This window comes from Microcystis sp. Msp_OC_L_20101000_S702, from assembly GCF_007095705.1.
GTDB classification, from domain to species: Bacteria; Cyanobacteriota; Cyanobacteriia; order Cyanobacteriales; family Microcystaceae; genus Microcystis; species Microcystis ichthyoblabe_A.
Genome location: NZ_SFBO01000076.1, coordinates 1 through 25318 on the forward strand (window position 1 = coordinate 1; position 25318 = coordinate 25318).

Here is a 25318-nt window from a genome sequence, read left to right on the forward strand (position 1 = left end):
AGCTGGGGAGAAATCACCCGACAATTAGCCTATAAATGCCGTTGGTACGGTAGAAATTACATCGAAATAGATAGATGGTTTCCTAGCTCTAAAAAGTGTAGTAATTGCGGGTATATTGCCCTTGAAAATGCCGTTAAATGTTCGAGAATGGGATTGTCCAGACTGTGGGACGCACCATGACCGAGATATTAACGCGAGTAAAAATATTTTGGCCGCAGGGCTTGCGGTGTCAGTCTGTAGAGCGACCATAAGACCAGAACAGAGTAAATCTGGGGCGGCAGGTGCGAAAAATCCTTCGGGAAAGAAGCAGAAACCCAAATCGTGAGGTTTGGGAATCGCCGTCCGTTTTACGGCGGCGAGGATGTCAAGGGAGTTTGCTAATCAAAATCGGTGGCACTGGTCAGTCCTATTTCTTTTTACCACCAAATCGAGACCAAAAACCGCCCTTGCGCTCTCCTTCCTCTTTTTGTCCTTTCTGGTCTGGCATTTCAGTATTAGAATTAATTACTTTATCTAGTTCCCGTTTGCTCCTAATCACCGTCGCATCTTTGGGGTTGGTTTGCCAAGCGCGATTAATATGAACCCGGGCCATGGATAGTTGATTTTGTCGCAGGTAGGCTAAACCGATCAGGGCGTGACAGATGCCATTATCCGGTTCTTGCCGCAGGGCATCGCGCAATTCTCGCAAAGCTTGGGCGGGGTTATTTTCGTCAAGAGAAGCTTGGGCGCGGCGAATATAGGCTTCTAGGGGCGATTCCTTCGCTTTAGCTGGGGCTGCCGTGGTTACAGTCGCTCTAACTAACTCGGACTGGTTAGTATTGCCCTGGGAGATAAAGACTTTCGGGGTGGTTTTCCTGTTGCCCCGACCTTCGGTTAAGATCAGATAAACGAGATTGAGTTCACTGAGTTGGGCGATTTTCTGATAGGTATTTTCCAGAGCGGTATATTGATCGATCGCCAAAGATTGCAGGATTTTTTGATAGACTAATTCGTAGTTAGCGCTAGATTGGGCTAGTTTTCTAGCTGGTTCGCTACTGATGGTGATTTTACTCAAATCTCTCCCCATTGCCTTGCCCATTTGTGCTAAAACAAGGCGAAATTCTTCGCGAGATAGATCGTGGCTCAGATGTTCGTAGGCGGGGTTAACTAATTTTGAAAGTAACTGATGAGCCTGTTCCTTTTCATCGGGGGTGTAAGTGCGACAGGTATCAGGATGGAGTTTATAGGCGATTTTTAAGTAACGCTGGCGAATCTCCTCCTGTTCGGCATCGATCGAGACTCCTAAAATAGCGAAGTGATCGATTAAATCATATTGAAATAATCCCTGGGAAATTGGAAAAGTCATAGAGAGTATCCTAACTTTAATCAAAATGATAATCGCATTAAAACTGAAAGCTCCAAGAGGCCGCTTTTTGCAGAGCTTGGCTTAAGGGGGTGTGAATCTGTCCGTTAGTAGCCAGGATTCGCCCCGTTTCTATCAAAAAAGGACTCTCATCGTAGGCGCTAATTTTACCCCCAGCTTCTTCGATCAGAATAACTCCCGCGGCCAGATCCCAGGGATTAATTCCTCGTTCCCAATAACCATCTAAGCGCCCACAGGCCACATCGGTTAAGTCGTTGGCAGCGGAACCGCTGCGGCGTACCCCTTGGGTCAGATGGGTCAAATAACAGAATTCGGCATAATTATTATCGGAGGTTTGACAGCGATCGTAGGCAAAACCCGTCACCAGTAAACTTTTTTCTAGTTCACCGGTCCGGGAGACATGGATGGGACGACGGTTCAGAGTGGACCCCAAACCCTGGGCTGCCCGAAATAGTTCCTTTCTAAAGGGGTTATAGATGACTCCTACTTTTGCTATCCCTGCGATCAGTAGTCCGATAGAGACGACGGATACGGGATAACCGTGGGCATAGTTGGTGGTTCCATCGAGAGGATCGATCGCCCAGAGATAGTCGCTATCGGTCCCTGGCAGTTTTCCCGATTCTTCCGCTAAAAACCCGTGTTTGGGAAAGTGACGGCCAATAATTTTGAGAATTTCTGTTTCCGCTCGACGATCTATTTCCGTCACTAAATCGCCCGATCGCCCTTTTTCTTCTATTGTCTCGATTTTACCCCAATTATCGAGGATAATTGTTCCCGCCGCTAGGGCGGCTTCGCTGGCAATGTCTAAGTATTTTTCTAATTGGCTGCTGGTATCTAGCACGATTAATCCCTAATCTATTCCTCATCTAAGGGTAAACCAAAACGCACTTTCCCACGAGCAAAAAAGCGACCGAATTGCAGTTCATAGACTTCATCTTCGTCTTGGGTGGCTACTTCCATATCGCCACGGGCATAACTGACACAAAGTAAAGCATAACCTCTGGCTTTTAATTCCGGCGATAGTCCGATCGCTTCTGGTTGATGGATATCTCCTGATAATACCCTGACCGCGCAGCTGGTACAAGCTCCATTGCGACAGGAAAAGGGTAATTGATAGCCCTGTTTTTCCAGACTGTGGAGTATATAGTTATCCTCAGGAACGGTGGTGGTAATTTTTTCGCCCGTCTGACGATTGTTAACGGTGATTTGATGATATTTAGTCATAGTTTAGTTAGGCGGAAATTAAAGCTGTAATTCTAGATAGTTCTGAATTTAGGTGCTATTTTGGTCAGCCGTCTTGATTATATCATAAATCATTGCTCAAATAGTCATCATAATCTCTATAAATGCTTCCTGACAAAGGGGGCGGTTTTCGGGGAATTTGCCTAAATCTAAGAATCTCCTACCATCATCTTTAATCCTCAAAAATCTACGCACTTGAGATAGGCGAAAAATCAGCATCTTTTCTTAAATTACAATGAAATTGATTAATGTTAATAGTTCTCACAAAACGTTTAGGAGAGAGAGAATTATAAGGTTTCAGGCTGGGAATAGATTGACGCACGATTTATCTATTTGAAAAGATTGGTTACAATTTTGTAAATCTCTCCTAAGGATTTAGCCTGTCTCTTAATACTGCATTACTCAGTTATTATCAATTACAAGTCAGCATCAAATCAGGTTATGCCGTCATAATCCCAATCGATCGCCCAGTAGTCAATCAAGGCAGCAAGGTTATCTTTAATCGCCTTCCTTAGTTCGGCTTTTTAGTGATCTTGTCAAAACCTGTACTTGATGCTTATCAATATTGTCATTAAACAGAGTATCGGTACATTCAGAACGTAAAGCTTTCCATAATGTTGCTTCTTCATAGTGTTCAATCTCTTTTGGAATATAGTCTAGGAGAGTTTTAGAGCAAACTACTATTAAACGCTTTTTAACTCTTGAAAATGCAACGTTTGAGCGATTTAAACTAAGAATGAACTCCACATTCTTGCCAATTGCTGATGGATTACTTGCTGTTGCAGAAACGATCACATTGTCACGCTCACCACCCTGCACTTTCTCGACTGTATCAATTACATCTACAGCATTTATATAATTTGCTAATTTGGTTTTTAGTAGCGATCTTTGAGCGCGATGGGGTGTAAGAATTGCAGTAGAACCATCAGGAATTTTTCCTCCTGCATCAAGAATATTTTTGATTATTTTCACTTCAATTTGATTGCTACGTTTTGATTCACGTTCATCATGAACAACAAGATAAAGACCTCGATTTCCCTGTAAAAGTTTTTCCCAATTTCCCGTAATTTCATCTTGTTTTATATTTTCATCTCTTGGTTTTCCTTGTAATTCAATGTTATCTTTGCGATAAAGACGTGCAATAAGTTCACGAATTTCATGGGGTAAACGATGAGTATAATCTAAAGCTGAACGTAATATTGCTTCATCAGATATTTCAATATCTGAGTTTTCTTTAAGATTTTGAATAGCTTGATAAGCACTGACATAGGGTTGATAAAGTAAAACAGGAGGACGATCTTCATTTTCCCAATCATGAGTAATAATAGGAGCGAGTTGTCTGTGATCTCCTGCCAACATAATTTCACCATCATCTTTAACTAATGTAGCTAAAGCCAGAAAGTGAGGAAATACCATCATACTTGCTTCATCGACTATTAAAGTAGTTGTTTTAAAACCTTGAGGATAGTCTCTTAAAAATTTTTGTTTTGTATTTAACTTATTAATCATTTTTAAAATTGCATTAGTTGTCCCTCCAATAACTAAAACTCTATTTGAACGCATTGTATTAACTTGAGTAACACAAGGATGAGAAGAGAAAGTCGTTATATCTGTATTTTGAAAAATATCTTGATCTCTAGAATCTACTCGACTAAGTTGAATTGATGGCACATTTAGGTTCAAATTAGTGGCGTGTTTTTGCAAAGTTGGCAACAATTTATCTAAACGTAAGAGTAAATTATCTACAGCCGTATGAGTATGAGCCGTAATCAGAACAATATCGCCAACATTGCGACGTGCTAAGATTCTTAGAAAAGTAGCGATCGCAGTTGTTTCTGTTTTCCCAGTTCCTGGTGGTCCTTGTAAAAGTTGAATTCTTGTATTCAATCCCTTGATAATTGCTTGACGTTGCTCTTTACCCAGTTTTTGATTGTTTGGTAACGGTAAAGTCTCAAGTAGATTAGAATATTGTTCTAAATCATTCTCCGAAATAGGAGTTTGTGGGGGGATTTGAGGATTTTGCGGATTTAACCATTTACAAATGTGATTATCTTTAGCATTTTGTAATTTTTGATCAACCCTTCCAGCTATAAAATCCGATGGACTTTCATCAATAGTGGCATGATCATAGCAATCTTCTTGGTTTTTGAAAAAACGACCACGAATTTGATAACAATCAGCCTTTCTTGTTTGTCTAACGGCAAATTCAATTGTTTCATTATCCCAGTCAATTGCTTCTACAACACAGGTGCTTCCACCCGCAAAAAGTTGTTTGATTGTTTGACCTTGATGTGGATATTCAGAATTAGGACTAAGCCTAACGAAAGAACCTAAATCAATGGTACAGTTAGCTTGTAAAACTTTAGCCGTAATATTATATCCATCAAGATTAATTTCTGCTGTTAGTCTATTATCACCCTGTAACCTTACATTTTTTACAGGTATTGTTCTCCCTAAAGAAACACGGTAGATAGGTGGTATTAAATGATTAGCAATCCAATCTGTTACCTTAACGTGCTGATCCAAACGAAGAAAATCAATAGCTGCCTGGGCAGCATCCACATCTAAACTAAAAACGGGTAAATCAGCAATAGTCAAAGATTTTTTTGTTATTTCTGGATTCTTAAATCTAATTCCTTCTTCAATCCATCTGATAGCATGAGTACGAGCGCGAAAATACTCTTTTAAATAATTCGGTTTTTGTGCTTGATTGTAGCGTTCAATGGAGCTTTTTAACTTGGGGGGAAGTGTTGGCTCATTAGGGTCAGGAAGTGTTCGCCATAAGGCACGCCAATAAGCTGCACTTAGAGAATTAAAGTATCTTAGTCTAACTTCAAACTGATGCTTACGAACATTTTGAGATTGTGATGTCGCCCATTGATTATTATCATCTATTTCTAAATTATTTTTAAAGTCAAATATATCTTGAGAAAAAGCCTGATCTAAATTAACAAGCCTTCCATTGATCTCCCGTCTCCAATGGTAACGTCTTCCAAACCACTTAAGAGAAGTGACAACCGCTAAATCTCTACCTGTCCATCCTAAAGCATAACGGCGATCTACTTCATCGGAAAGACAAGAGTAAATAAGTTGTTCTAAACTTTCTCGACATCCTAGTAACTCTCGTAAATGACTCAATAGTGCTGAATTAACGCGAGAACATCCCTCAACTAATTGAGTCATTTCTTGACGTGACCAAACATAAAAATGAATGGGTGCTTGTTCTGTTTTAGCTACCTTGGCAATCTTACCAACTAATTCTAATAAAAATCCTTGTATTAACTCTTTTTCAGAACCATTATCTTCTTTATAATCTCCTGTCCATGCTGAAGTTTTAAATTTAATTAAATCTTCTCCCTCAAGTTCTTTTTCTTTAAAAATAGGTTTATTATTTTCATCAATTCCTTCTTCTAAATATTCTTTAATGTTAGGATCTGGTTGCCATTTACCATCTGCATTTTGCTCAAATTTTGGGTCTAATTTTCCCTCACTTTTAGTAACATGAGCAGCCAGCGCACCTATTCTATTTTCTACATAATCATATTCAACAGAAAGATAGACACGAATGAGTCTTTCTCCATTAATTTTATGTTCAGGAAGTTGACTGTTACCTGAATATTTTGGCAGTTGTTGCACTTGATCGGTTCCTGTATCTAAGTCTACACCAGGAAGAGTCCGCCGACGAGTTTTGGCTTTTAATTGAAGCAGTTCTAGATTCTCTGTAAAACTTATATCTTGTTGAAGTTGAATAGCTTGATTTCCTTTTAAGTAAATCTTGGCTAAATCATCAAGATTTTGAATACCTACTTTATTCAATGATTTAACAACTGATGAATCTATTGCCAGTAATTCTAAACGTCTTTGCCTTGCACTTTCAGCTAAACAATGAACACTCAATGTGCAGTCACTACATTTTTGGTCTAATTGATAATCTAAATTAGTTAAATCAGTTTCAACAATACGCTTTAGTACACCATCAGAAGCTACTAAACGATTAATATCAGCTTCTATTGTATCTAGGTTTAAAGCTTCAGATTTAATAATATCCTGACTTTTATTAGTATTTTCATCAATGCGAACTACAACACATTCAATATTTTTAGGCTTTAAATTTATTCCATTGATAGTGATTGGATTATCGTTTATCAGTTGACGTAAAAGCATTCTATATAAAGCAACTTGTACTCGATGATAAGTTCTATCTTTTCGAGACGCTTTACACTCAACTAATCGCAGTTTAGGTTGTTCATTTTCCCAAAAAACAATTACAAAATCAATTTGCCCACTAATCTCAAATTCTCCCAGTTTTCCATTGATACCAATTTCTCGTCCATAAGCTTTTTGTCCGACTGACAAATTTGTTAACTTTTCAACAAAGTCATTCCAATTAGTTGATTTGTCTTTCCCAGAATTCTGCTCTCTTTGGATTAAATCTACTAATCCTTCTTTTTTAAGTGATTTCTCCCATTTATCCTCTCTTTTTCGACCTTCTACTTCTAAAACCGGGTCTAAAGAGGTTGAAAAAATCAACTCAGAAAAAGGAATATCTTTTTTGGCAAGTTCATAATCTTTGTACTTTAACTTGAAACGGCGATCGCATGATTGATAACGAATATATTCAGCAATGTCAGTAGCTCTAACCAATGGCATTGTCATTTGAGCTTCTTGGTTCTCCGTATTTTCGTCGGGCATATTCGTAGATTTCTCGAATGTTTGTATTATAATTCACTAAAATTTGTCATTTTACAACACTTTAGAGGAGATATTTTCTCTATTTCCCCGTCCTCCTTCTTTTTTACCTGATAAATATCCCACCGCAATTGCAGATTCAGCCAGAAATCGGGTGAGTTGCCGAAGAACTTTGCCAGACGGAGTGCCGTGCTGGGGGTAATGCCTCGTCGGGCATTGACTAGCTCGTTGACTCGCTGGTAAGGAACGTGAAGTCTTAAAGCCAGCTCTCGCTGTGTCAGGTTCATCGGTTCCAGAAAATCATAAAGGAGAACTTCTCCTGGATGGCTGGGGGCGCGATGGGTTGGTACTCGGATCATCTTTCACCTCAATGGTAGTCCACTATCTCTACTTGAGAAGGTCCGCTTTCTGTCCAAACGAAACAGATGCGGTACTGGTCGTTGATTCGGATGCTGTACTGCCCCTTCCTATCTCCTCGGAGTGCCTCCAACTTATTCCCTGGTGGAATTCGGAGATGGTTTCTTGACTAGGTGCGCTTGTGCCACCTAGCAAAAGTGAGGGAATGGCCGCTAAAAAAGGAGATATTTTCATATTAAACAAGCAAGGGGAAATATCAGGTATTCCAAGAAGAATAATTTCCAAATAAATTGGTAGAATCGGCTGATTTCGCTTTTATCTTCTAAATTTACTCCGCGACTACGCCACCAAAGAAGAACAAGTAGGAGCAGATGGGCGACAATGGCCAGAGGAGAATTAATTCCCGTTATTCCCAAGAGACCGACGACAATCATACCTGCATAACACAGAGAAATTGTCAAGAGGGAAATTGTTAAGATTTTTTCTGGGCCGAGCAGCAGGGTAAAAGTGGTAATTTGGTAAATGCGATCGCCTTCTAGGTCAGGAACATCCTTGAAAATAGCGATCGCAACGGTGAAAACGAGAACAAAAGCGGTTAAAACCCAGACTGAGGGATAGATAGACTGATTTTGATTAATAACTGTGTTGTAGTGGCGAAAAAGACCTAAATTAACGATGACACCCCGGACGGTAAAAATACAGAAGGCTGCCCAGAGGGGAAAGCGTTTTAACCGCACTGGTGGCAAGGAATAGGCAGTGCCGATGAGTAAACTAATCCCCACGGTGATTGACAGCCAAAAACCACCGATAAAAGCCAGTATGATTGCTAAAATACCGCTAAAACCCACGATCAACCCGCCTGTTAACCGAGAAAATTCGCCCTTGGCTAGGGGAAGATGGGGTTTATTGATTTTATCGATGTCGATGTCTTCCAACTGATTTAAACCGACGATATAGACATTACCCGCAAGACAAGCAGTCCAAGTGAGCAATAAAACCGACCAATGGCTAAAAAAATCGCTAATATTGCCTAAAGCAATCAAATACAGACTTAAAACACTTAAAGAAGTGCCGATAATCGTATGGGGACGGGAAAATTTCCAGAGACTCCCTAACCGGTCGAGAAAGTTAGGCCGGGGATGGTTAACTGGAAGAAAAGGAGCTTGATTCATAAAAAAAAATCAATCCTAGGACAAGTAATCTGTTAAAATAATAATCCAGACTCAAACCCTGTGGAGAGGTGGCAGAGTGGTTGAATGCGGCAGACTCGAAATCTGCTTTAGGGTCACACCTAACGTGGGTTCAAATCCCACCCTCTCCGTTGAACTGATAACTTATAACTTAGTGCTGTCGTTAAGGAGCTTAAGGGATGTAGCGTTGTCCTGGGTGGTTTCCGCAAGAGCAAAAGCTTTTCTAATACCTCTTAACTTCTTCACTTTTTCATGGCCAGGGTCAAACCATCACCAATAGGAATAATACTGATATTGACCCGTTCATCCTGCTGAATTTTGGCATTAAGGGAACGGATAATTTTGGTGCGATTATCATTGCTATCGGCCGTCGCTACCCGTCCTGACCAAAAAACATTATCAATAGCGATAATTCCGCCGCTTCTGACCAATTGTAACGCCTGTTCGTAGTAGCAATCATAATTACTTTTATCGGCATCGATAAAGACAAAATCAAAACTATTACTTTCTCCCCCGGCGATTAATTGATCTAAAGTCTCCAGGGCCGGGGCAATTCTTAAATCGATTTTATCAGCGACACCGGCCTGCTGCCAATAACGGCGGGCTATACTGGTATATTCTTCGCTCAGATCACAGGCGATGAGCTTGCCTTGCGGGGGTAAAGCTAAGGCTACCACTAGCGCACTATAACCGGTAAAAACCCCTATTTCTAGGGCTTTTTTCGCCCCGATCGCCTGTACCAAAAAAGCCATAAACTGACCTTGTTCGGGGGCAATCTGCATGACTGCCAGGGGTTGAGAGGCAGTTTCTTGACGTAATTGAGCTAAAATCGGAGATTCTCGCAGACAGATAGATTGATAATAGGAATAAAATTGTCGATCGAGTCCAAGAGTTTGATTGGCCATAAAAAAATTCCTAGTGGATGGATTTATCGGGTAAAATTCTGGGTAATCTGAAGCTAGAGAGAGCGCATTGGTTGACCAAAAAGGAAGACTTGGCAGGAAGCAAATCATGATGAAACCCGACTGGGATCATTTCTTTAACGAAGATCTCGAACAGTTGTTAGAGAGTTTAGAAGACAAAGACACCGACGGTGACGAGACCCTAGACGAACTTAGCTTTTTATTTGAGCAGACTTCCCCGCCAGCGGCGAGGTATGGGGCTTCTCTTGACCAAACCCTGTCTTTCTTGCCCTTAGAACCGGAATTAGCAGAACTTTTTAGCGATAGCATCAATTGGGAAGAAACCGCCACTAATGATCTTCATTCTACCCGTGGGACTGCTGCCAAGTCAGAAGCCGAAGATTGGGATGATCTGGAATCGCTGCTGCTAGAAAATGCAACAGTCCAGGACTCAGAGGCAATTATAACCATCAGCAACCCGAATTTTTACGACAGCCTCGAAGACTTAGAAGCTTTTCTGGAAAAACCCACTCCACCAGCGCAATCGCCACTGCCGGACATCTTTGAATCCCTAGAGGTCTTCCTCTGGGAATCCACAGCAGGGGAGCCTCTGGCCGCGACAGAACCTCTCCAACGGTTAGAATCACTGGAAATTGCCACGGAAAGCTCCCCAGAGCCTGAATTCAAGGATTTAGAAAAACTCCTCGAAGAAACCAATCCACCGGTCGGGTTAAATAACCTGCGTCCCCTTGTTGGTAAAGCTTTTGAACAGACGATGCGGGTGCCGATCAAACAATTGGACAACCTCAGCAATCTGATCGGGGAACTGGTGGTTAAACGCAATCACCTTGAACAGGAACAGGATCGCCTGCGTCTCTTTTTAGATAATTTGCTAACCTGCGTCCAAAATCTCAGCGATGTGGGCGTTCGGATGCAGGATCTCTATGAAAGAAGCCTCCTAGAAGGGGCTTTACTGGCTAGTCGCAATGCTGGTGGTGCCATCGGTTATGGTGGAGTTCAGGGAAAAAATCAGGGCAATTCGACTATGACTGGGGAACTAGATGCCCTAGAGATCGACCGTTTTACCGATTTCCACTTATTATCCCAAGAGATGATCGAATTGATCGTGCGAGTGCGAGAATCGGCCTCTGATCTTCAATTTGTCGTCGATGAAACCGATCAGGTGACGCGCAGTCTGCGACAGGCTACCACCCAACTACAGGAAGGGATGACCAAATCGCGCATGGTTCCCTTTAGTCAAACTGCCGATCATCTACCCCGGGCAATTCACGATATTTCCCTGAAACTGCACAAACAAGCCAAATTAAAAGTGGAAGGAGGGGGTGTTCTCATCGATCAGATGATCCTCGAAAATCTCAATAGTCCCATGATCCATCTGGTCAACAATGCGATCACCCACGGCATTGAATCACCCGAAGAACGCCTGGCCAAAGGCAAACCTGTCCACGGTACGATCTCGGTTCGGGCATTCCTACAGGGCAATCAAACCGTGATCACCGTTAGTGATGATGGGGCCGGTATTGATGTTAATCTGGTTAAACTTAAGGCGATCGAAAAAGGCCTGATCAGCGATCGGGAAGCTCAAAACCTCAGTACCCAAGAAGTCTATGAAATTCTTTTTCATCCCGGTTTTAGTACCAAAGATCAGGCCGATGATTTTGCCGGTCGTGGGGTGGGTTTAGATGTGGTGCGTACCAGTTTAATCGATGTGCGCGGGACGATTACTATTGACTCGGTACTGGGCCAAGGAACCACTTTTACCCTCCGTTTACCCCTAACCCTGAGTATCTGTAAGGCCCTCTGTTGTGTTAGTAATCATGCTCGCATCGGTTTCTCCATGGACGGAGTGGAAGATGTGAGGGATTTCCGGGCCAGGGATATCCAAATGGATCGGGAGGGACGGCGCTGCGTTTTCTGGCAAAACACTTTACTACCTTTCCAACCCTTGAGCGATTTGCTTTCCTACAATCGACAACTTAGTCGCGGTAGTTTTTACACCGGCAAACAGGGGGAAGACTCTTTTGCGATCGTGATCCTGCGCGGTGGTAATAATCTCCTCGCGGTACAGGTGGATCAAGTGATCGGGGAACAGGAGATCGTGATCAAACAGATTGAAGGACCGATTCCGAAAACGGCTGGGATTGCTGGGGCGACGGTTTTAGGCGATGGTACGGTGATGCCCGTCGGCGATGTGTTAGAGTTGATCGACATCGCCAGCGGTCGTCTGCGTATCGATAACGGTGGTCTTTGGCGCCAATCCGTACCGCCTGTAGATGTGGAAATTAGCCAAAAATCCGAGGCTATGGTTCTGATTGTCGATGATTCGATTACTGTTCGGGAATTGCTCTCTTTAAGCTTTAGTAAAACTGGTTATCGTGTGGAACAAGCTCGGGATGGTCAAGAAGCTTGGGAAAAATTACGCGGTGGTTTGCCCTGTGATATCGTTTTTTGTGATATCGAGATGCCCCGCATGAATGGCCTGGAATTACTGTCTAATTTGCAAAAATACCCCCGATTAGCGACGATTCCCGTGGCTTTGTTGACTTCCCGAGGCTCGGAACGTCATCGTCAGGTGGCGGCGAAATTAGGGGCCAGTGGTTATTTTACCAAGCCCTACACGGAAATAGATTTACTGTCGGCAGCTGAAAGAATGATTGCGGGGGAAGTATTACTAGCTAATAGTATTAAAGCGACCTCTAATCAGCTTTCATCCTCCGATACAACGATTATTGATAGTGATTCCGCTAATTTGTTAGCACAATCGAGTCCTCTCGTCTTGATTGTCGATGATTCGTTAATAGTGCGGGAAATGTTAGCGATTTCTTTGGTTAAAGCTGGTTATCGCATTGAACAGGCCCAGGACGGTTTAGAAGCATGGGAAAAATTACAGGCCGGATTAGCTTGTGATCTGATTCTCTGCGATATCGAAATGCCTCGCCTGAATGGGTTAGAATTACTCTCTCGTCTGCAAGAGGATGAACAACTTCAGGGGATACCAGTGGCGATAATTGCCTACCCAGGGACGCAAAAAATGCAGCATCTTGCCGCCGCTAAAGGGGCAAAAGGTTATTTTGTCAAGCCCTATATTGAGGATGTTTTACTTTCAGCAGCCCAACGTTTAATCGCTGGTGAGGTATTAATCCAGAAAGAAAGTTCCGTGGATTAGCTGAGGTTAAGTAGCTGGTTATAATCAAATTTAAAATGGATTTTAGGTTCGATCCCCCCTGCTCCCTAGGGTTGATTCATTTAAATTAAGTACAACTGATGCTAAATTCAGTTATTAAAAACTGATTATTTATTCTCCGTTTTGCCTGAGTGCCTCTCTTGATATGTAGTCCATACTCAACGGATTTAGTATGATAAGCATTTCAGGGCTCAGGAAGAAAGTATGGGGAAAATAGGCCAGCAATTCTAAATTTGCCCTGTAATAAGGCTTTTGGGAGTTAGTTCGCATAATACGGGGTAAAATTCAATGGGATGGCGAATTTCATTTCACGAGTCTTCGGGCTTTTGACGTGATAGTACACCCAAAGTTGCGCCAAAAATCCCCCTTTAAAATGTTCTTTAAATCCCTAAAAGGCTTGCTGTGTCTAAAACTGAGAATTGCTGAGGATTTTGCCGATAGCTTGCAGATGTTCTTGTAATTGCAGTTCTTCTTGAGCATTCATGATGCCTACATCTGGTATGGTTAGTTTAGGGCTAATTGTCCTCTATCTCCCTCTTCCTAACCATCAGTATTTATACTCATTACATATCTGGGATGCTCCCCGTTGAACAAGCAATTTCCGATAGTGATAGGTCAAGAATCCCCCGTCACAGCGCAGCTTGACGGTGGGAGTATGTCAACTATTCTGATTGTTATTTGTGGGGCAACTGCCACAGGAAAATCCAGTTTAGCCCTACAATTGGCCGAAAAGTTTAATTCAGTAATTCTCAGTGCCGATTCCCGACAAATCTATCGAGAATTTAATATTGGTACTGCTAAACCTAGCTTAGAAGAATGTCAGCGGATTCCCCATTATCTAATTGATATTTGTGATCCTCAAGATAATTTTACCCTAGCACAGTACCAAGAACAGGCTGAGAATTTAATCAGCAATCTCCAATATTCTCCTCTGTTTTTGGTCGGTGGTACGGGACTTTATATCAAGTCCATTGTCAAAGGTTTAAAAATACCGAGGGTTTCTCCTCAAGCGGATTTGAGACGGCAATTACAAGCTTTAGGACAATCCTATCTTTATCAAATTCTAATGCAGGTAGATGAAGAGGCCGCTAAAAAAATTCATCCCCATGATCAGGTCAGGACTCTACGCGCTTTAGAGGTTTTTTATGTGACAGGAAAACCTATCTCTAGTCAGCAGGGAGAAAATCCCCCCACTTATCCAATTTTACAAATTGGTTTAGACTGTTCCCCAGAAAGTTTAGACAAGCGGATCACTGTTCGTACTCATCAAATGATCACAAGGGGATTAGTAGCAGAGGTGCAGAATTTGGGGGATAAATACGGTTGGGATTTGCCACTTTTGCAGACTTTGGGTTATGCAGAGATTAAGCAATATCTCCTCGGAGAAGTTTCTTTAGAACAGGCGATCGATCTAATTATCCTCCACACCCGTCAATTTGCCAAACGTCAGCGCACTTGGTTTCGTGCCGATGCTAATATTGTCTGGTTTCCCGTCGATAAAGAAAATTTATTGGAATTGGTGGAACGAAAAATTATTTTGTTTCTTGAGGGGTTGTCAAGGCCCGATATAAAAACACATCATCCTGATTAACGATTAACTGAAAGCTCTCATTTTGATTCAGTTTATTTAAGTGATCATCAATTAGTTCTGGTGAACTAGACCAACCGGGATGACGGCGATCAAGTAGAATATAATTAAATTGATTTAAATCTAGGGATTGGGAACCTTCGATCGCTAATTTGATCATTTTCCGATGGGTAAGATGGGGGGCAATTCTAGAAGTAGTCAAGACACTGTCACTGGTGGTAATTTGGGTAAGAGCTTTTTGGGTGGCGGACCAAGTATCGAGGGAATTTAAATACAGTGACCAAAAATAGCCGTATTTAGCTAGGGCAAAAAAGGCAATAATTGCCCAAGTAATTATCCATTTAGGTTTTTTTAACCAGTTACCATTATGGGCTAAAGTGGCGATAACCGCTAGAAATAAAAAGGGCAAAATTGGCAGGGAATATTGAGTGGTTAAGTTTTTTTGTGGGGCATGATCTGCTAATAAATTTAAAGCGAGTGCGGGAATAGCGGCAATTATTGCGGTAGAATAGCGCCAAGATAAACCCCAAACTAAGGGAATAATTAATAGGATGAGGTATTCTAGATTATTGCCAGTAAAGATTTTTCCTAAGACAAGATCGGGTTTGAGGAAAAGATTAAAGATAATTGCTGGCAAACTATCTCCTAGATAACTATATCGAGAATCAGCCATTTCAATAACTGCCGATTTTCCTGTCAGGAGAGGGATTAATAATTTCGTGGTGATAATAAACCAAAGAATGCCGCTAATCATAGCAATTATTCCTGGGATTTTTTTCTTTTCCCAGAGAAGTAACCAGATACCCATTCCCAACAATGTTAAAGAGAGAATTGCTTTACAACCGAGAATAATAATAATTCCTAGACAAAATCCCCAGGGATTATTTAATCTTGCCGCTAAAACCGTCCAAAAAATGGCTGGCACTGCGATAACTTCTGGATGAAAATCAAAAAGATTAACGTTAAAAATCAGGGGATAGAGCAGATAAACTAAGGCTAATGTATAAGCTTGTTTTTCTTTTAATCCCCCTTGTATTGCCAATTGCCAGAGGGGAAAAATGGCAAGGGAAAGGGAAAAAGCTTGTAAGAAAAGCAGCCAATAAACGCTAGGATAAATTTTATAAAGTAAGGCTATAGGATAGAGAATAAAAGCGATATGATCGCCTAAGATATGGTAATCAACAAAAGATATAATCGGTGGTTTAGCTTGAGAAATTAAGTAAACTCCCTGATCGAACCAACCAAGATCAAGAGCATTAGATTGAAATAAAATATGTCTGATAGCACTGCAAATAAACAGGATTATTGTAGCGCAACCAATTAACCAAAATAAATCATTCTTTTTGTGCATAATCGTTAAATTTTACTGGGATTTTTCGGGATTATTACGACAATACTGCCAAGTATCTCTAAAATAAGAAGCAACTTCAGTAAACCATGCTTTAAAAATATTTCTGTTCTCACCGGTGACGATAACCCCATTAATAAACTCTTGCCATTGGGGATCATTAGCGGGAAGAATGAAACCATAATAATCACAATTTAAAGGATTGCGGGGGATAAGTTGATAATCTTGTTCTAAGGATAAACCGAGAATGACAGCTTCTCCAATTAGCAGAATCCCATCACTAGCAAAAGCATCTATTCTATTCCTTCTTAAACTTTGAATACCTCGCAGTCTTCCCGTCACTCCTTGAAATTCTTGATAGGTAGCAAGAGGATATTTTTGTCTTAATAATTCTTGAGTGGTGGTATCTCGCAAAACTCCAATACTTATACCTTCTAAGGACGAAGAAAAGTCAAAATTTTTCTGATTATCACTCCGAACTAAAAACTGAGTTCCCGTGACAAAAAAAGGACGAGAAAAACTGACACCATCAGGTATATTTTTTCTGATACTATTTGGACCACACTCAAAATCAACGGTTTTATTTTCCAATAACTGGAAGCGATTAAATAAAGTCGATTTATAAATTTTGACACTGATGATTTGGAGGTTTAATTTGTGCTTGAGTTCTTCTCTAAGCAATTGGATAAAATCTAAGCACAATCCCTGTAAATTATTATTACTATCTCGATAGCCAAACGGAATGGCATCTTCTCTCATCGCTACTTCTAATAATCCCGTGCGTTTAATTTTTTCTAGCACTGTTTCAGATTTAGCTGGGAGAGTAGCAAAAATATTAGATAAAATAACGAGAGTAAGAATGATTAATTTCATGGTTTTTGCCGAGATTATTTAAGATTTGTTATGGACTTAATCCCACTGATCTAAAATGTCTTTGAATAATAATTCATCTAACCATGTTTTTACTACCACTGTCAAAGGTAAAGCCAATAATAAACCTAAGATGCCAAACATTTGAGCGAAGAAAATTTGAGCGATTAGGGTAATCGCCGGTAGTAAAGATACCTGTTTAGCCATGACAGTGGGTGTCAGCCAATAACTTTCGACATTTTGGATAATAAAATAGAGAATCAGAATAGCGACAATTTTCCAAGGTGCATCGATAACAGCAATGAGGATCGGAAAAATCACACTAGCAGTCGGTCCGATATTAGGGATAAAATTGAGCAATCCTGCTAGGATAGCATGAACGAGAACTAGATTAATTTGTAGAACCAAAAGACCGAACCCACTTAATAATCCTACCATAGTTGAACTAATGGCAATTCCCAACAACCAATTACCTAAACCCGCTTCCGATAGGGTAAGAATTTCCTCAGCACGACGACGATAGAAGTTAGGAAATAATTTTAAGAAAGCTTGTCGATAGGGTTGGGGGTTGGCTAACATCATCATTGCTAACACCAGCACGAATAATAATTGCAAAATTGCCGCAACCGAGTTAGAAAAGAAAGTAAAAAAGTTACTAAAAACAAAAGTTCCTAAAGGTTGTAACTGCTGGACTAAATCAGTTAAATTAGGCAGGGATGGCAACCAATCAAATTGAAATTGTTGTCGCCATTGAATCGAGTTATTGCGGACTAAATTCCAAGCTTGCGGTAAAAGTTCAATTAATTTTTGAAACTGTTCGATAAAGGGGGGAACAATAATTATAAAAAATAAAATTGCAATTCCCAGACTCGTCAGCAGGGTAATTAAAATAGCCAAACCCCTTTTAATACCTAATCTCTGCAATCCTTTCACACATCTATTTAAGGCTACGGTAAACACGATCGCCATAAAAATCAATAATAACAGCTGTCGAATCTGCCACAATACATAAAGAGCCATTATTAAACAGATAAACCCCAACCACTGACCAAATTTCACGACCTTAATTTATCCTATCGGGACAAATTTTATCATACAGCAGTCCGCCGTCAGTGGTCAGGATTCAGGATTCAGTCTTCGGGAGATTATTTTTATTTATTCTCTCCATCTCCCCATTCCCCCATTCCCCCCATTCCCCCACTTCCCCACTTCCCACTTCCCCACCTCCCACTTCCCACTTCCCTTTCAAATCAGCAACGCCTTGGCTTCTCCAGGATGATATTCTAGGAGTTAATCTTTATGTAAATCCGTTGTCACAGAGGGAGCTAACTCATGCAAGTAAATAATCTCGGCTTTATCGCTAGTATCCTATTCGTCCTAGTCCCCACCGTTTTCCTCTTGATTCTGTTTATCCAAACCAGAGAGGAAACCGAGGGTTAAATTCCTTCCCTATCCAGGGTAAGTGCATCTTAACAAGCCTTGACAAAATGAACTTTATGTGAGTTGCTTACCCAGAGAGCGATTCAGGCATATTTGAGGAGAATTGGCCATCTCAATTGTTAGGCAAAAATCGACCCATTTGGTCGATTTCCTAACTATTTTGATTGACTGGTATCACTTGAAATGCCCATGCGGATCACAAAATTGGCCAATTGTCAATAGCGTTTGAGATGCTCTCACCCTGCTTCCCTATCCCTATTCTTCCTAAAAACCCCGGTGATTTCTGGAAGTCATGCGGGGTTTTTCCCTTGAATTAGGGGAAAATACCAGTTTCGTCACCTGATCCTAAATCCGCTGAGTATAGGCTACTTATGAGGACAAGCACTTATGCAAGAGGCAAGAGGCAAAAGGGTGAATAAATAAAGTGATTTCTGATCAAGAAGATACCTGATAAGTAGTTGGAAAAAAGTAAAGTTAACTGTGGGGTAAGGAGTCGGTCGTCGGTCGTCAGTAAGAATTACGGCAATTTACATTTCTTAAGATAGACAACAGAATTTATGTCCGACTACTTAGTAACCATAATTGAGAAAGTTTGTGCTGCTTAAATAAAGAGGTTTTGACAACCAAATTAAAGCATATCTAAAGAGTTTTGAGTTAAAAGTTAAACTTCAGGTTTTCATTTAGAACCAATTCACTAATTAACTAATTTTTCCCAAAAAATTAGTTAACTCGCCATTATAACATATAAGTAGGTAGGCGTTAAAAGTTGTCATACACCCCCCTTATCAAGGGGGGCAGGGGGGATCCCCCCGCCCATCGGCACCCCCCTTATCAAGAGGGGCAGGGGGGATCGAACCTAAAATCCATTTTTAATTTAATTATAACCAGCTACTTAACTAATTTTCAAGAGTTCTATAATTCATAATTCCCACTCCCAACTCCGGCTCTCCCTTTTGCTGAAGAAAAACCCCACGGTTATAGAAATCTTGGCGGAAAAGTCTCTACAACCAGGTTTTTCTAGGAATATTAGGAAAGGAGATTGCCGCGACTACCGTTAGGAAGAATAGTTTCTTCAAGGGAAGCGGAAAGAAGATTATTTTCGGTTAAAATCGCCCCGATTAAATTAGCTCGTTTGAGATTAGCTCGTTTAAGATTGCTTCCCACTAAATAACTCAAGAGTAATCCCGCTTGGTGTAGATTAGCACCGGAAAGGTTAGCGGAGGCTAAATTAGCGCCGAGAAGATTACAACCGGTTAAGTTAGCTTGGCGAAAATTGGCTTTATTCGCGTCAGTTTTGCTTAAATCGGCACCGGTTAAGTTAGCTCCCTCAAAATCACTACAATTGAGGTTAGCTCCCGTCAGATTAGCTCCTTCTAGGTTAGCATAACGTAAATCCGCCCCGCGTAAATCCGCCCCGCGCAAATCGGCATAGCTGAGGTCGGCGTATTGAAGGTGGCAGTTTTCCAGATTAGCTTGATAGAGATAGGCTCGAATTAGGTTAGCCTCTTTTAAGTTAGCGTGGCTAAGATTAGCAGAGCTAAGAATAGCACGAGTGAGAATAGCCCGTTTTAGGTTAGCTTTCTCCGCCATAGCATGGGTTAAAGTGGCTGAGGTGAGATTAGCCGCTTCCAGATTCGCCTTGAACAGTTGAGCAAAAAGTAAGCTACTGTGAATTAAACAGGCAGAACTTAAATCAGCCTTTTTCAGAACAGTATTACTCAAAATTGCGCCGCTTAGGTTACTTTGGTGCAAATTTGCCCCAGAAAGAGCGGCTTTAGTCAGGTTAGCATCGATAAGACAAGCTTTGCTTAAATTGACTTCTTCTAGGTCAGCAGCCTTGAAATTAGCGTTAATTAAACAAGCTTCGGTTAAATTGGCTTGTCTTAAGTAACTATGACTTAGGTTAATCTGGTTTAAACACTGTCTCTTTAAATTGACTCCGCTAAGTCTGACTTCCGCAAAGTTGCGTTCACCTCGATTATACAGTTCGATTAGATGTTCACGATCGATTAAGGCATTGCTACTCATAAAATAACTAAATTGTCCTGGAAGGTGATTTCCAGAGAATTGGTTGGGGAAAATTACTGATCATGAAGTCGATCTCTAAGATTAGTACAGGGAGCGACTGGGGATTTTTGCGAATAAATAGAAATTTTCAACCAATTATGGGCTTAAAATCCCTATTGGCAATTACTGAAGCGGGTAAATAACCACAAGAATCGGGGTTCAATACCAAAAACAACCTTTACCTAAACCCGCCACTTGTTACCAGCCAGGTCTAGGCATTAAATTAGAGAAGTCTTGTGCGTCAGTTTTTCTGACTGAATCTACTGCCTCGCCGATGTCTTGACTCGGTATCATACAGTTGAATTTGTTAGGTCTGCTTAGTCAGTCCAGTAGCCAACAGGCTAAAACTCTTAACCACCAGATTTCGGGGACTTTCCGGTTGGCAATCATAAAACTTCGTGAAAGTCAATCCCTCTTAGGGGTAAATCGCCCCATTTTATTCCCTGAAACATTGGTTTAACAAGTTTATCAGGTTGTGGTCTGTTTTGGCAAGAGGCGTTAATGGCTTTTCAGTAATTCCCAAGGCAAACGGTAGCACAGAATACAGAATCAGTCTTACTCTTGCCTTTCAAAATCAAGTGAAGGGTTTGAATAGTGGGTTTCGGGGGAATGGAAGTCAAACAACTGAATTTTATGGGGATGCTGAACTATTTCCAGTTAGTTATCGCTGGGATAACTGACCCTCGAAATGCCAGCAATGCCAGCCGCTACAGTCTGAAAGACTCAATATTAGTGGCATTTGCCGAGTTTTTTCGCCAGAATGAATATTTCTAGAATATCAGCGTCAACTTAATATAAGTAGTCGTGCAAAATTAGTTTCCTAGTCGAGACAGGAGACTCCGAGACGGGAGACGGGATACAGCTATTAGGGATCGGATTTGAGTTTTCAGTTCACTGTTTACTCACAGCAGAAGTCTGACGGAGTAGTGGCTTAGATGTGTAATTAATTGTGCTTAGATAATTAGCGATCCTAAATCATTTTCAAAAAAGTGATAAGACAATATTGAATGTTTAACTATACCAAAGACAAAATGATTTTTATTTGGGGTTGTAGAAGGCAAATCCTGATTTTTTGCAGAGGAGGGGATCGAGGTTGTCGAGCTTGTCTTTGTAATGGTTATAGGCTGCTAAGACCTCCTCTTTGGTCGGCTCTAACACGCAGTCGAAGCGACGCAGCACGGTGAAAGGCAAGATGACATCTTGATATTTGCCGCGCTTAAAGGTATCGCGGATCAAATCCGCGATACTCCAAATAAAACTTACCTTGTCACCGAAGTTGTTCATCTGTTAAGACCGCAGTTTCCCCGCGACCAACCCCATTCTTCCACTCCCACGGAAATTTGCGAACCGGGACGGACATCTCCTTTCGATAAGTCTATCAGAGTGACACTGACTGCGGCGAATAAACTGCCCCGATAAATCGGCTGTCCTTTGTTGTTAGTATTTTTAAAACTAAGACTAGAAACTTGGGGAGGTTGACCGGAGCGTGTCCAGCGAATGCGCTCAAAACGTCCATTGATAAATTCTGCTGAATAGGACCAACCGTTATTCATGCGGCCTCGACAAAAAAGCTGTTGTGTGGCTACAGTAGCGGGAATATTGACAGATAAACTCAGAAGGCTGAATGTAGCGAGAGCGATCGGCAAAAATTTCATAAAAGTTGGCACTATAGGGTCAAATAATCCTATTATAAGTTTTTAGTTCGCAAATTTAACTATCGCGGCCGCGGTAAGTTCCGGTTTTTCGAGGTGGGGAACATGACCACAGCGAGGAATCCAGACCAGTTGATTATTGGGTAAGGCCTGCTGAAATATCTTCGCGTCTTTTGTGCCTAAAATTTGATCGTTTTCTCCCCAAATAATCAGCGTTTCTCGGTTTATTTGGCTTAATTTCGGCAAAAATGCCCCATAACCGCCACTTTTGGTAAAGGAGATTAAAGCCGCACTCCAGTGGGGACAATTCAGGTGCAGATTGGCACAGGTGCAAGCATCAACAGTGGCTAAAGTTGCATCAAAATAGGCAGTACGACTGATATTTTGACGCACGCGGGGATTGGCTAAAAAATTAGTTGCCCACTTATCGAGGGGAGAAAACATCAATTTACCCAAAACTGGGGGGTTAGCTAGTCCTGCGCTGTCAATCAGGACTAATTTTGCCACTATTTCCGGGTAGGAGAGGGCAAAATCTAGGGCCACTGCACCCCCCATGGAAGCACCGACTAAAATCATCGGTTTAGCGATCGCAGTTTGCCAGAAATGGTAAAGATGGCTTTTAATAGTTTTCGGAGATACTTGTAAATCTGGGTATCGCTCAGTAAAACCAAAGCCGAGCAGATCTATCGCCCAAGTTTCCCTATTTTGGGCGAGTAAAGGTAGTAAACGCCGAAATTCCAGCAGGGAACTATCAAAACCGTGCAGGAGGAGAAAAGGCGGTTGACCTTGCCCTTGTTGACTATAGGTAGTTAGAATCGATCGAGGATAGATGGGGCTATCGATGGCAATTTGTTGGATATTTTCGAGGAGAGCAAGGGAGGTATCTTCACTCAATCCCTCCCTAACAGTGGGTAAAAAGTTGGGATAATTCACGGATGAGGGCGAAAGTTTTCTAGATTTTCCGAGCATCGGTGCTGATTTTAAGCTGTTGACTATCTAAATTACTCGTTAGGACTGTCTATGAGCAGGAGAGCGAGGAGAGAGAGTTTCAGCATTTGTACTAAAATACTCAATAGGCAGTTTAAATACAGTACAGCTTAACTGATAGCTAAAGGTTATTTTAATAGCTAATTTCGAGGGTGACAGCAGCGCGCAGGGTTTGTTCCCCTCCGATAACTGGGCTACTGGCAGCATCGGCACTCCGAAAAACCGCTTCTGAGCGGGCTATTGGCACGGGATTACTGGTATTACCCACTTGGATAGAAACCGTTTCTTTCGGCACTAAACCGAGGGCTTGTAACACGATTGTAGCCTGTTCTCTAGCTTGTTCCGTGGCTTTGATGAGAGCGGTTCTTTGGGCAGCTGCGATCGCTGACTCTCCAGCAGTAAAACTGACCCCATCGATGCGTGTTGCCCCGACTTTCACCGCTTCATCGATTAAACTCCCCGCTTGGGCTATATCAATCTGAAAACTAATCAAATTAGCCCCGATATAACCGATTAAACGTCTTTGATTGTTGCTGAAGTCGTAATTGGGCTGTAAACTGATGCCAGTGGTTTCCAATTTTTCCACTTGACGGGAACGGAGAAATTTAACCACCGCATCGCTACGATTGGCGGTTTCCTGCTGCACTTTCCCCGCTTCTTTGCCTTGAACTTCTACCCCTAAGCGCACTATTGCTTGAGAAGTGGCGATATTTTCTATTCCTTCCCCCGTTACGGTAATTGTTCTCAATTCTCTTGCGTCTGCGTAACTAGGCATAACTAATCCAGTGTTGATGAGGATAAGGGACAGCAAAAAAGCCAAGCAAAATTTTTTGTAATTCATGAAAAATCTCTAGCGATCGATACTATATTTCGATTCTAGCCTTTTTTTTGGGCAATTGATCGCAAGATTATCCCTTTTCCGTCACTTTCGCAATATTGGTGACTAAGCTCTGGGAACTTGAAAAGGGGCCTTTAAGCAAGATTGGTGACTCTCTTCGGTTTGGTGGGTAAAATGTATTCTAAGATACAGTCTTGCGCTCAAGTGAGTGTAAAGAACCACAGAGACACAAAGGACACAAAGACCGATCGCTATTATATAAGTTAAACTTGTCACACAAAGAATAAGAGAGCCGATTGGTTCGCACACTGGTGCTGTTGATTAAAAAGATAAATTCTCAAAACTTGCTATGATCTAACAAGATTGTTAATGCACTTTCTCGGCTTAATTATCCCCTGCAATGACTCGCCAAATTCACGACCAATTTGCCAAGGAATATTTAGAAGAACTCTTAGCGTCTCTAGGGACGATTAAAAAGAGTAAGAAAGTCAAGAGTGAAGTCCAAGAAATCGATGTCTGGTTTGAACCAGCCAGTTCAGCATCAAGGACTGAATTACCCTTGGGGTTACTTGGTAAAATGGCGGCGACTTGCTGCTTATTTGAACCCTTCCGTAACCCACCCTCAGAGGTAGAGATTCGCAGCTGCATCTCAAAGTTATACGCGGTTCATGGCGAAGTCTTAAGGAAGGCGAAACGGACAAGCAAAACTCTAACAGAAGCTGAACTACCAGTTCTCTGGATTTTAACGCCTACTTTTTCAGCGAGAATGATTGAAGAAGTCGTGGGAATCCCCTCTTCATTCCTACCAGAAGAGGGGATGAAAGAGGAGTGGGGAAAAGGAGTTTATTTTTCCCCTAGCCTGTTCAAAACAGGAATTGTCGCCATCCATCAATTACCAGTCAATGAGGAGACTTTATGGTTGAGGGTGCTAGGGAAAGGAGGGACACAGAAACGAGCAGTAGAAGAATTAGTGCAATTGCCTGAAGGTAATCCCTTCCAAGAGAATTTACTGGAAATTCTGGCCAACTGGCGCAAGAATTTAGAATTGAGAGATAATTTAAGTCCAGAAGAACAGGAGGACATCATGAACTTATCACCAGCTTATCTAAAGCAACGAGAAGAGTGGAAATTAGAAGGAAAGCAAGAAGGCACTTTAGAGGGACAACTTTCCCTGATAGCCAGTCTTCTGGAAGGACGCTTTGGCAGCCTAGATGCAGAATTATCTGGTCTGGTGGAACGGATTGCCCAACTTCCCATCTCCGAACGCACCGGTTTACTTCTTTCTCTGGCTAATTTATCTCGCTCAGAACTTTTGGAAAGATTCAGGGAAAATTAAACTTTCAATCCCAATCTCAAAAACAGACAATTAAAATTACCGATGAACAATCATTCTTAAATGTCCTGCTTATTTTGCTAGACTAGATCTCTTGCAAAAGTAATCAAGATATATCCTTTTGTCGGTAACGAAGTTCGTAATTGTAGATACCAGCAATCAAATTCAATCTCAGACCAAATCGCCGTCTGCGATTTCTGTATCTTGATGAAAGTATCCGAAATATTTTGAGACGACGATGAATATG

Annotated in this window: 20 protein-coding genes, 1 tRNA gene and 3 pseudogenes; 7 read left to right on the top strand and 17 right to left on the bottom strand. The window is 41.5% G+C overall.

Annotated features, from left to right (window positions below; translation table 11 throughout):
- Positions 1-325 (top strand): annotated as a pseudogene (locus tag EWV60_RS08210) (zinc ribbon domain-containing protein); the annotation flags it as partial.
- Between the two features lie 81 nt (positions 326-406).
- Here EWV60_RS08210 and EWV60_RS08215 read toward each other — a convergent pair.
- The 7 genes and pseudogenes from EWV60_RS08215 to EWV60_RS08245 form a co-directional block, all read right to left on the bottom strand.
- Positions 407-1345: a J domain-containing protein gene (locus tag EWV60_RS08215; RefSeq protein WP_069474130.1), complete on the bottom strand. Its 939-nt coding sequence runs from the start codon at positions 1343-1345 to the stop codon at positions 407-409.
- Between the two features lie 37 nt (positions 1346-1382).
- Positions 1383-2204 (bottom strand): inositol monophosphatase family protein, encoded by an 822-nt coding sequence (locus EWV60_RS08220; RefSeq protein ID WP_002752818.1) that lies wholly within the window; start codon positions 2202-2204, stop codon positions 1383-1385.
- Between the two features lie 14 nt (positions 2205-2218).
- Positions 2219-2587 (bottom strand): 2Fe-2S iron-sulfur cluster-binding protein, encoded by a 369-nt coding sequence (locus tag EWV60_RS08225; protein ID WP_002752816.1) that lies wholly within the window; start codon positions 2585-2587, stop codon positions 2219-2221.
- Positions 2588-3103: 516 nt separating this feature from the next.
- A complete protein-coding gene (locus EWV60_RS08230; protein ID WP_287231832.1) occupies positions 3104-7297 on the bottom strand; it encodes an AAA domain-containing protein in 4194 nt (1397 codons plus the stop codon).
- A gap of 26 nt (positions 7298-7323) precedes the next feature.
- Entirely contained in the window at positions 7324-7653 is a 330-nt protein-coding gene (locus tag EWV60_RS08235; RefSeq protein WP_002735448.1) for a HigA family addiction module antitoxin, read from the bottom strand.
- Positions 7654-7661: 8 nt separating this feature from the next.
- Positions 7662-7808 (bottom strand): annotated as a pseudogene (locus EWV60_RS08240) (type II toxin-antitoxin system RelE/ParE family toxin); the annotation flags it as partial.
- A 73-nt stretch (positions 7809-7881) separates the two neighbouring features.
- Entirely contained in the window at positions 7882-8823 is a 942-nt protein-coding gene (locus EWV60_RS08245; RefSeq protein ID WP_069474128.1) for a homogentisate phytyltransferase, read from the bottom strand.
- 62 nt (positions 8824-8885) lie between these two features.
- Between EWV60_RS08245 and EWV60_RS08250 the strand changes: the two genes are divergently transcribed.
- Positions 8886-8972, top strand: a tRNA-Ser gene (locus tag EWV60_RS08250).
- A gap of 111 nt (positions 8973-9083) precedes the next feature.
- Here the strand turns inward: EWV60_RS08250 and EWV60_RS08255 are convergent.
- Complete coding sequence (locus tag EWV60_RS08255; protein ID WP_149107008.1) at positions 9084-9746, bottom strand: class I SAM-dependent methyltransferase; 663 nt, start codon at positions 9744-9746, stop codon at positions 9084-9086.
- Positions 9747-9852: 106 nt separating this feature from the next.
- On the opposite strand from EWV60_RS08255, the gene EWV60_RS08260 reads away from it, so the two are divergent.
- Together EWV60_RS08260 and miaA are read left to right on the top strand one after the other, a co-directional pair.
- Positions 9853-12930, top strand: coding sequence for a hybrid sensor histidine kinase/response regulator (locus EWV60_RS08260; protein WP_287231835.1), 3078 nt, complete (start codon positions 9853-9855; stop codon positions 12928-12930).
- Positions 12931-13603: 673 nt separating this feature from the next.
- Positions 13604-14539, top strand: coding sequence for a tRNA (adenosine(37)-N6)-dimethylallyltransferase MiaA (miaA, locus tag EWV60_RS08265; RefSeq protein ID WP_036396432.1), 936 nt, complete (start codon positions 13604-13606; stop codon positions 14537-14539).
- Here miaA and EWV60_RS08270 read toward each other — a convergent pair.
- From EWV60_RS08270 to EWV60_RS08280, 3 genes are read right to left on the bottom strand one after another with little or no spacing between them, the layout of a single operon-like run.
- Complete coding sequence (locus EWV60_RS08270; RefSeq protein ID WP_287231837.1) at positions 14481-15887, bottom strand: DUF2079 domain-containing protein; 1407 nt, start codon at positions 15885-15887, stop codon at positions 14481-14483. The genes miaA and EWV60_RS08270 overlap by 59 nt on opposite strands.
- Before the next feature lie 12 nt (positions 15888-15899).
- The gene (locus tag EWV60_RS08275) at positions 15900-16757 is read right to left on the bottom strand and encodes an amino acid ABC transporter substrate-binding protein (protein WP_287231839.1); all 858 of its coding nucleotides are present in this window, start codon (positions 16755-16757) and stop codon (positions 15900-15902) included.
- Between the two features lie 36 nt (positions 16758-16793).
- The gene (locus tag EWV60_RS08280) at positions 16794-17813 is read right to left on the bottom strand and encodes an AI-2E family transporter (RefSeq protein ID WP_287231840.1); all 1020 of its coding nucleotides are present in this window, start codon (positions 17811-17813) and stop codon (positions 16794-16796) included.
- Positions 17814-18086: 273 nt separating this feature from the next.
- Between EWV60_RS08280 and psbM the strand changes: the two genes are divergently transcribed.
- Positions 18087-18194 (top strand): photosystem II reaction center protein PsbM, encoded by a 108-nt coding sequence (gene psbM / locus EWV60_RS08285; protein WP_002745897.1) that lies wholly within the window; start codon positions 18087-18089, stop codon positions 18192-18194.
- A gap of 1026 nt (positions 18195-19220) precedes the next feature.
- Here the strand turns inward: psbM and EWV60_RS08290 are convergent.
- Positions 19221-20222: a pentapeptide repeat-containing protein gene (locus tag EWV60_RS08290; RefSeq protein WP_002737262.1), complete on the bottom strand. Its 1002-nt coding sequence runs from the start codon at positions 20220-20222 to the stop codon at positions 19221-19223.
- Between the two features lie 648 nt (positions 20223-20870).
- Here EWV60_RS08290 and EWV60_RS08295 point away from each other — a divergent pair.
- Positions 20871-21035: a hypothetical protein gene (locus tag EWV60_RS08295; protein ID WP_176721629.1), complete on the top strand. Its 165-nt coding sequence runs from the start codon at positions 20871-20873 to the stop codon at positions 21033-21035.
- Positions 21036-21299: 264 nt separating this feature from the next.
- Here the strand turns inward: EWV60_RS08295 and EWV60_RS08300 are convergent, their stop codons facing one another.
- The 4 genes from EWV60_RS08300 to EWV60_RS08315 all read right to left on the bottom strand — a co-directional run bounded on the left by EWV60_RS08300 (position 21300) and on the right by EWV60_RS08315 (position 23741).
- Positions 21300-21545, bottom strand: coding sequence for a type I restriction-modification system subunit M N-terminal domain-containing protein (locus tag EWV60_RS08300; RefSeq protein WP_002752797.1), 246 nt, complete (start codon positions 21543-21545; stop codon positions 21300-21302).
- The gene (locus EWV60_RS08305) at positions 21542-21916 is read right to left on the bottom strand and encodes a hypothetical protein (protein ID WP_002752795.1); all 375 of its coding nucleotides are present in this window, start codon (positions 21914-21916) and stop codon (positions 21542-21544) included. Before EWV60_RS08305 ends, EWV60_RS08300 begins: the two co-directional genes overlap by 4 nt.
- A 42-nt stretch (positions 21917-21958) precedes the next feature.
- The gene (locus tag EWV60_RS08310; RefSeq protein WP_002752793.1) at positions 21959-22882 is read right to left on the bottom strand and encodes an alpha/beta fold hydrolase; all 924 of its coding nucleotides are present in this window, start codon (positions 22880-22882) and stop codon (positions 21959-21961) included.
- Positions 22883-23033: 151 nt separating this feature from the next.
- A complete protein-coding gene (locus EWV60_RS08315) occupies positions 23034-23741 on the bottom strand; it encodes an SIMPL domain-containing protein (protein ID WP_002752792.1) in 708 nt (235 codons plus the stop codon).
- Between the two features lie 397 nt (positions 23742-24138).
- Between EWV60_RS08315 and EWV60_RS08320 the strand changes: the two genes are divergently transcribed.
- Positions 24139-25074, top strand: a complete 936-nt coding sequence (locus EWV60_RS08320) for a hypothetical protein (protein WP_287231841.1) — start codon at positions 24139-24141, stop codon at positions 25072-25074.
- Positions 25075-25177: 103 nt separating this feature from the next.
- Here EWV60_RS08320 and EWV60_RS08325 read toward each other — a convergent pair.
- Positions 25178-25318, bottom strand: a pseudogene (locus EWV60_RS08325) (IS5 family transposase); the annotation flags it as partial.

Coding starts and splice junctions, on each gene's coding strand:
- EWV60_RS08245 (WP_069474128.1), bottom strand. CDS start 8,823: ATGAATCAAGCTCCTTTTCTTCCAGTTAACCATCCCCGGCCTAACTTT.
- EWV60_RS08305 (WP_002752795.1), bottom strand. CDS start 21,916: ATGAAATTTTTGCCGATCGCTCTCGCTACATTCAGCCTTCTGAGTTTA.
- miaA (WP_036396432.1), top strand. CDS start 13,604: ATGTCAACTATTCTGATTGTTATTTGTGGGGCAACTGCCACAGGAAAA.
- EWV60_RS08275 (WP_287231839.1), bottom strand. CDS start 16,757: ATGAAATTAATCATTCTTACTCTCGTTATTTTATCTAATATTTTTGCT.
- EWV60_RS08230 (WP_287231832.1), bottom strand. CDS start 7,297: ATGCCCGACGAAAATACGGAGAACCAAGAAGCTCAAATGACAATGCCA.
- EWV60_RS08290 (WP_002737262.1), bottom strand. CDS start 20,222: ATGAGTAGCAATGCCTTAATCGATCGTGAACATCTAATCGAACTGTAT.
- EWV60_RS08225 (WP_002752816.1), bottom strand. CDS start 2,587: ATGACTAAATATCATCAAATCACCGTTAACAATCGTCAGACGGGCGAA.
- EWV60_RS08235 (WP_002735448.1), bottom strand. CDS start 7,653: ATGATCCGAGTACCAACCCATCGCGCCCCCAGCCATCCAGGAGAAGTT.
- EWV60_RS08300 (WP_002752797.1), bottom strand. CDS start 21,545: ATGAACAACTTCGGTGACAAGGTAAGTTTTATTTGGAGTATCGCGGAT.
- EWV60_RS08295 (WP_176721629.1), top strand. CDS start 20,871: ATGGAAGTCAAACAACTGAATTTTATGGGGATGCTGAACTATTTCCAG.
- EWV60_RS08255 (WP_149107008.1), bottom strand. CDS start 9,746: ATGGCCAATCAAACTCTTGGACTCGATCGACAATTTTATTCCTATTAT.
- EWV60_RS08310 (WP_002752793.1), bottom strand. CDS start 22,882: ATGCTCGGAAAATCTAGAAAACTTTCGCCCTCATCCGTGAATTATCCC.
- EWV60_RS08320 (WP_287231841.1), top strand. CDS start 24,139: ATGACTCGCCAAATTCACGACCAATTTGCCAAGGAATATTTAGAAGAA.
- EWV60_RS08270 (WP_287231837.1), bottom strand. CDS start 15,887: ATGCACAAAAAGAATGATTTATTTTGGTTAATTGGTTGCGCTACAATA.
- psbM (WP_002745897.1), top strand. CDS start 18,087: ATGCAAGTAAATAATCTCGGCTTTATCGCTAGTATCCTATTCGTCCTA.
- EWV60_RS08260 (WP_287231835.1), top strand. CDS start 9,853: ATGATGAAACCCGACTGGGATCATTTCTTTAACGAAGATCTCGAACAG.
- EWV60_RS08315 (WP_002752792.1), bottom strand. CDS start 23,741: ATGAATTACAAAAAATTTTGCTTGGCTTTTTTGCTGTCCCTTATCCTC.
- EWV60_RS08215 (WP_069474130.1), bottom strand. CDS start 1,345: ATGACTTTTCCAATTTCCCAGGGATTATTTCAATATGATTTAATCGAT.